Annotated in this window: 5 protein-coding genes and 1 pseudogene; 2 read left to right on the forward strand and 4 right to left on the reverse strand. The window is 60.1% G+C overall.

Going from position 1 to position 6,861, the window contains the following annotated elements:
- Nucleotides 1–796 precede the first annotated feature (796 nt).
- From WN73_RS12335 to WN73_RS12350, 4 genes are all read right to left on the reverse strand, one after another.
- Nucleotides 797–2,953, reverse strand: coding sequence for a peptidase domain-containing ABC transporter (locus WN73_RS12335; RefSeq protein ID WP_097669987.1), 2,157 nt, complete (start codon nucleotides 2,951–2,953; stop codon nucleotides 797–799).
- Nucleotides 2,954–2,983: 30 nt separating this feature from the next.
- On the reverse strand, nucleotides 2,984–4,069 hold the full coding sequence (locus tag WN73_RS12340; RefSeq protein ID WP_097669988.1) for an HlyD family secretion protein: 1,086 nt from the start codon (nucleotides 4,067–4,069) through the stop codon (nucleotides 2,984–2,986).
- A gap of 210 nt (nucleotides 4,070–4,279) precedes the next feature.
- Nucleotides 4,280–4,486, reverse strand: a complete 207-nt coding sequence (locus tag WN73_RS12345; protein ID WP_143279444.1) for a hypothetical protein — start codon at nucleotides 4,484–4,486, stop codon at nucleotides 4,280–4,282.
- A gap of 393 nt (nucleotides 4,487–4,879) precedes the next feature.
- On the reverse strand, nucleotides 4,880–5,056 hold the full coding sequence (locus WN73_RS12350; RefSeq protein ID WP_179880109.1) for a hypothetical protein: 177 nt from the start codon (nucleotides 5,054–5,056) through the stop codon (nucleotides 4,880–4,882).
- 390 nt (nucleotides 5,057–5,446) lie between these two features.
- Between WN73_RS12350 and WN73_RS12355 the strand changes: the two are divergent.
- A pseudogene (locus WN73_RS12355) lies at nucleotides 5,447–6,243 on the forward strand (condensation domain-containing protein).
- Nucleotides 6,207–6,803 (forward strand): condensation domain-containing protein, encoded by a 597-nt coding sequence (locus tag WN73_RS12360; protein ID WP_245570280.1) that lies wholly within the window; start codon nucleotides 6,207–6,209, stop codon nucleotides 6,801–6,803. Before WN73_RS12355 ends, WN73_RS12360 begins: the two are co-directional and overlap by 37 nt.
- Nucleotides 6,804–6,861: the final 58 nt, after the last annotated feature.

Here is a 6,861-nt window from a genome sequence, read left to right on the forward strand (position 1 = left end):
GAGGCGGGTTGTGCGTCTTGCTTTCGGCCGCACCGTTGCCGGTAGCCGCTCGGTGAATATCTGACGCGGGCATTGCGGATTAGCGCATCGAAAGCGTCGCGCCTGAAGCCGGATTTCGACCACTCGACCTTGCCACGGCAGATGGGGGGGGGGGGGGGGGGGGGGGGGGGGGGGGGGGGGGGGGGGGGGGGGGGGGGGGGGGGGGGGGGGGGGGGGGGGGGGGGGGGGGGGGGGGGGGGGGGGGGGGGGGGGGGGGGGGGGGGGGGGGGGGGGGGGGGGGGGGGGGGGGGGGGGGGGGGGGGGGGGGGGGGGGGGGGGGGGGGGGGGGGGGGGGGGGGGGGGGGGGGGGGGGGGGGGGGGGGGGGGGGGGGGGGGGGGGGGGGGGGGGGGGGGGGGGGGGGGGGGGGGGGGGGGGGGGGGGGGGGGGGGGGGGGGGGGGCGCCAACAACACGCCGTTTAGAGTTCAACCCATATCTCATTTCCTGTTCTGCTAATATGGCTGGTTAGCACGACTGCGGAGGAGAGCAGGGTGGTGACGGTAGATCGTCGCTGGTTGTTCCAGATGCCAAGATCGAATGCTCGCTGAAGCGGAAGGCGGACGGACTGTTGAAGACTGAAGCATTCGTCGCGCGGGAAAAGTCTAACGAAGACATCACACCAACGGCCCAAGTCCTGCCGTGTCGGTACTTGCGTTTTGGGGATGAAACGCGGAATTAAAAGCGATGCCAACGACTTTGTCACGTCCGGTCGGGACCATTCCCGGCCTGACTGTCTGGGTTCTGACGAACCCAAGCGTTTAGCTGAATCCGGTCTGCGCCCGCCACAAGCGAGCGTAAGCGCCTTCAGCTGTCAGCAGATCAGCATGCCTTCCCTCCGCAACAACACATCCCTTATCCAAGACGACGATCTTATCGGCTCCGCAAATCGTGTTGAGTCGATGAGAGATAACCACGATGATCTTGCCAGCCAGACGCAGTTCCTCAATCGCCCGTATGACAAATGTCTCTGCGACGGAGTCGAGAGAGGCGGTCGCCTCGTCGAGGATTAAGATCTCCGGATCGCGGTACAAAGCTCGAGCCAACGCTAGGCGCTGCTTCTCTCCGCCCGAAGGCCGTACGCCGTTCTCGCCCAGATAGGCCTGGTAGCCACCTGGCCAGCGCTCGATCACGTCACGCAGACCGATTTGATCGCAGATGTGCACTATCTTCCCGGTGTTCGGTTCGAAATCGCCAAGCGCGATGTTCTCGATGACTGAGGCCGAGAACACGTCCACGGATTGCGGTACCGCGGCAACAATCTTGCGCAGGGATTCAGCCGAGAGGTCTTGGAGGTTATAGGAGCCGATGCGGATGCGTCCACCCTCAAGCGGGTACACATTTTGCAGCAACGCAGCAAGCGAACTTTTGCCCGAGCCGCTTTCTCCGACCACAGCCGTGATCTCCCCTCGCCGGAAGGTGACGCTGAAATCCTTGAAAAGCTCCGGCTGGGCGCCATGGCGGAACGTGACGTTCTCCAGATGAATGTCGCCAACGTCGGACGTCGTGGCATTAATGCCGCCGCTGCCTGCTGGATCAAGGTCAAATATCTCAAACAGGCGATCCGCCGCGATAATGGCATCCTGAACAATCCTGTTGGCGTGAATTAGGCTTGTAACCGGGCCGGTAATATGGCCGAACAGCGCATAGCAGGACAGTAACTCGCCGGGCGTAATGGTCTGATCGAGGGCAAGCGTTGCACCGAACCACATCAGCACGATGGTGAAAAGGGTCGAGAGGAAGATCGAGGCATTGTCTCCGACGATTGAGATGAGGCCGGACCTGTAGACGGAGTGCAGGGTCTTGACAAAGCGAGTCTCAAACTTAAGGCCGGCATAGCTCTCTATTCCGAAAGCCTTGATCGTGGAGATGGCTCCCAGTGATTCTACCACCTGCGCCTCCAGATCTGCCGCATTCTCCATAATGGCGCGCTCGCGCTTGCTATTCAGCCGGTTCAGGGTCCAATAAACGAAGAGGTATAGTGGGACGGAGCCCGCCACGACCGAAGCGATTTTCCATGAGTAGACGAACATCAGCCCAAAGGAGAACAGGATCACCAGCACATCAACAAATAAGGTGATCGAGACGTCGTTCAGAAAGCTTCTGATCTTGACCGCGTCGTTCATGCGGGAGATGATTTCTCCCGTACGCATCCCATCAAAAAACTTCTGGGGCAGGCTTAGGACGTGATTGTAGTAGCCTAGGATCAAGTTGAGATCGATCTTTTGCCCCGTTTGCAGGACTAGCCGGTTTCGCAGGAAAGTGATCAGGGTCTGCGGCACAAGGATCAGCAGCATCACGACGCTCATTAGATTGAGCAAATTGCTGTTTCCTGCTGTGATAACATGATCGACAATCTTTTGGATGTAGATGGTCGTCGAGAGGCCGAGGAGGGTCGTTATCAGTGCGCCGACGAGGGCCTGCGTTAGCGCGGCTTGGTGGGGCGCAAGCAGTCGGGCAAAGCGGAGAAGGGGGGAGGTGGTCTCGTCGCAGCGCTTGAAGGTGTCTGCCGGGACCATAAGCAACAGGACACCAGTCCATTGCGTCTTGAATTCCTCGTGCGACAGCTTTCGGATCTCTCCATACGCTGGGTCCATGATGGTGACCCACCTCTGGTCGACCGCCTGAACGACCACGAAGTGGTGCAGGACCTCCTTTACGACCACATGCGCGATGGCGGGCTTGGGAATCTTGTGCAAGCTGTCGAAGTCACCTTTGACGCCCTTCGCAATGAAACCGAGCTTTTGAGCCGCTTGGAGGAGACCCGACACGCTGGTACCGGAGCGGTCGGTCGAGGCATACTGACGGATGAGCGACAGTGGCAACTTGCAGCCATAGAACGCTCCGACGGAAGCAAGACTCGCAACCCCGCAATCCGTGATGTCGCGCTGCTTGAACTTGGGGATCCGAGTCGACATGGCGGCTCACTGGCTCCTTAGAAAAGTTAACTAGCGAGGTGACAGGAGCGGGTTAAGCCAATCATCGATCTCGTTGTAGAGTAGTTGCAGGAGTGTGCGCTTCGCCACGAGAAAGCGGCCGCGCACGGTCATGCCCTTCTTCAGATGACCCTTTATCCCGTTTGTGAGCTCGAGGTAATTTCGGGAGAGCGCGCAGCGAACCTTGAACACCGGCTTCTTGTCACGCAGCGTAAAGTCCTGCGCCACGTCTAGCACTGTCGCGTCGATCATACCCCATTGATTGTAGTTGAAAGCATCGACCTGGAGCCGCACCGGCTGGCCGGGCTGTACGAAACCGATGTCTTTGGACGAAACGTAGATTTCTGCCACCAGTTCGCGGTCGGGCGAGATCCAGCCGACGGTTTGCCCTGCCTGGACGTAGCTTCCGGGCGTAAGGCCGGCGAATTGCTCGATAGCCCCTGACACGGGGGCACGGATGATAGTCAGATCGCGTTCGTTCTCGAGCTGATGCAAGTTGGCTGTCAGTTCTCTAAGGCGCAGATTAGTGTCGAAGAGCTGCTGGTTCCATTCGGCGGATTTGCTCCGGGCGAGGATCTCGCCTCTCCCCTCAAGGCTTTGGAGAGCGAAAGCCTTTTCCTCAATTGACTTCGCGGGCGCGGCAGCAACCGAGACGAGACGCTGAGCACGTTCGAGTTCTGCGGCGGCATTCCTGCGGGCATATTGGTTCTCCCGCAACAAGTTGAGAAAATGCAGCCACTCGGCCCTGGCGGAGTCGGTCCGCAGGGGGATGGGCGCGTCCGCCTGCGCACCGAAAGAGATCATGGTCTGAAGATCAGCGGTGCGATCGTTCTTCGCACGAATTTCGCCAGAGAGCACACTGATCTTCTCTTGAATGCCCTTATCGTCAAGGGCGAGGATTTCTCCGCCTTGTGCAACAATATCGTTCTCAACTGCGAGTACACGTGAGATGCGCCCGGAGGTGGGCGCGATCAGAGGAGTCTTCTCAATGGTAGGACGAATCGCACCGGCACTTTGAACTGACAGCGTGACGGTTATGACTGGCAGCGACAGCAACGCCGCAGCGACAGAAGACACGATGATCTTGTAGATCGCCAAAGATCGTCCTGATTCTCGCGACAGGATGCTCTCTGCAGTGAAATTGATCATTTCAGGAGGGAGCAGGATATTGGTCATTGCAGACGTATACTCCTATTGACGATTGGCGGCCTCCATTGAAACTCTGATCGAGTGGGGCTGGTCACTGCTTAAGTGGTGCACCGACCAGCGCCGCACTCTGATTGCGGTGATAAGGCTCTAGCCATCTCATTATGGATGGCGACCACCGCGCCCGCGAATCATTCCAACTCCAAATATTGTACCGAGCACCAGGGTCCCAACTTGAGTCACTGTTTGAACGACCCTATCGAAGATCTTCCAGAACGAGCCTCCTACAGTTGCCGCTGCTTCTTGTGGGGATAATTCGGTTAGGCCGTAGGCTAGCAGGTCGATTTTCATTGCTGTACGTTTTTCCACGATTAGCTCCTGTCTATTGTCGATCACGATGCGCGTCAGCGCCGCCGACTTGCAAGCAGACGGACATCAAGAATCGTGCCAACTGCTCTGAGAAAGCGGAAATCCTTTCCATCCTGCCCGAAGGAGCATCGCTATGTCTGAAGCGCGACAATGTAGGTTGTTCGCCGCTGAAGGAAGTCGTGGCCGACTTCACCCTGGAGAACCGCTTTCTAAATAGCCTCTAGGAGGATGGAGGGGTGAGATATCCTGCGTTGGAGAAAGCGTGAAAGTGACCGTCGGCTTTGAACTCCGTACTAGACGTGTCCTCAATGCGCCGCCGGAACTTGGTAGGCAGTCGATCCAAATCAACAGTGTTGTTGAGTTGACGTTCTCGATCTCTCGCCGAAGCCCGCGTCAAAAGCACGGCCCCGGTTCAGCAGTTGCTACTTCCGGGCGCAGGGCCAGTTCGGTCGTCATTGCCGCCCGCGCCGTCTCCAGCGCGATCTTTGCGTTCAGTGTAGCGTCGATCTGCGTCTCGTCTTGGTCGTCAGCACAACCCCCGTCTACCATTCGAATGAGGACGTCGGTCATTGTAAAACTCGAGTGCTTGGCCGATACTATGTCGCGCCTCGTAAACACTTCGTAGGCTCATAGATACCCCCCTCGGTTGACGCTTTGCCGAACCGTTTGAAGGCTGCATTGTCCTACCGAGCCCCTTTACCTTCCTGATGGCGACGCCATTGCTGGCACTGCCCGGTGAACAACGTGCCAGTACAAATCGAGCCCTGATCGGTGATCTGACCTCGCACATCGTCCGGGATACGGAGACTCGCTCCGGTCGAATTCATGATTTTGCCAGTGCGGCGATGAATGTGCAGCGTGGGAACCCAAGCGTATCCAGGGTGGCTTGGCGGAAGTATGCCAATATTGGCTCTAGGAATGGGCTGAGATGCCCGCGCTACTCATCTTATCTTAAGGACAATGCCGCCAAGGGCGGGTCCCGAGTTGCATCACCCAACAACGTCCGCCCTTGACCACATTCAGCTGGGGTGGCGGCTCAAGGGTGGGCTCGACCGCAGCGCCTGGCAGCGCAGCCTGGACCGGTTGGTGGCGCGGCACGAGGCGCTGCGCAGTCGCTTTGTCGCCCCGGAGGGCAAGCCCTGGGTTGAGCTTCTGCCGGAGGAGGCGGGGCTGCCGGTTGTAGAGCACGATGTGCGGGGCAGGCTGGATGCGGATGCCGCGCTGTCGGAGCTGTGCCAGGAGGAAGCGCGCACGCCGTTCGACCTGGCGCGCGGCCCGTTGATCCGCGGCCGGCTGATCCGCACCGCCGACGAGGAGCACGTGTTCCTGCTGACGCAGCATCACATTGTCTCGGATGGCTGGTCGCTGGGCGTGTTGGTGCGCGAACTCACAAGCTGTACCGGGCGTTCGTGGCCGGAGACGACGATCCGCTGCCGCCGCTTGCGATCCAGTATCCGGACTGTGCCGCCTGGCAACGGCAATGGCTGTCGGGCGCGCGGCTGCAGAGCCAGGCGCAGTACTGGCGCAACAATCTATCTGATGCCCCGGCCCGTCTTGCCTTGCCGACGGACCGGCCGCGGCCGGCGCAGCAGTCGTTTGCCGGGGCCAGTGTGGCTGTCGTGATGGATGCGGATCTGACGCGGGGTCTGAAGCGGCTGAGCCGGCAGCATGGCACGACGTTGTTCATGACGGTGCTGACGGGGTGGGCTGCGGTGCTGTGGTGCTGTCGCGGCTGTCTGGGCAGGACGACCTTGTGATCGGGGTGCCGAGCGCCAATCGGGGTCGCCGCGAGATCGAGGAGTTGATCGGCTTCTTCGTCAACACGTTGGCGCTGCGGCTCGACCTGTCGTGCGCACCAAGCGTGGCCGAGCTGTTGGAGCGGACGCGGCGCACGGCCCTGGGAGCGCAGGAGCACCAGGACCTGTCGTTCGAGCAGGTGGTGGAGATCATGCAGCCGCCACGGCGTCTTGATCACACGCCGTTGTTCCAGGTGATGCTGGCCTGGGAGAACAATGCGGTTGGGTCATTGGACCTGCCGGGGCTGAGTGTGGAAGCTGCCGGGGAAGAGATTGATCAGGTCAAGTTCGATCTGGAGCTGAGCCTTGGCGAGCAGGGTGAGGTGATCGCCGGGACGCTGGGCTATGCCACGGCGCTGTTCGATCAAGGGACCATCGAGCGGCAGCGGGATTATCTGCTGGCGCTGCTGCGGGCGATGGTTTGTAGCGCGTCGATCTGGATGGGAAGCGTATTGCCTCACGTATCGATGCTCCCGAGTGCGATCGGTTGCCTCATTTATTTTGCTCCCGGCTTGGGTTGAGGAGGAAGGCCAGGGCCGCCTGGTCCAGCAGTTGCTTCTTCCAGGCATAGATCTGGTT

This window comes from Bradyrhizobium sp. CCBAU 45394, assembly GCF_028128655.1.
Taxonomy (GTDB): Bacteria; Pseudomonadota; Alphaproteobacteria; order Rhizobiales; family Xanthobacteraceae; genus Bradyrhizobium; species Bradyrhizobium diazoefficiens.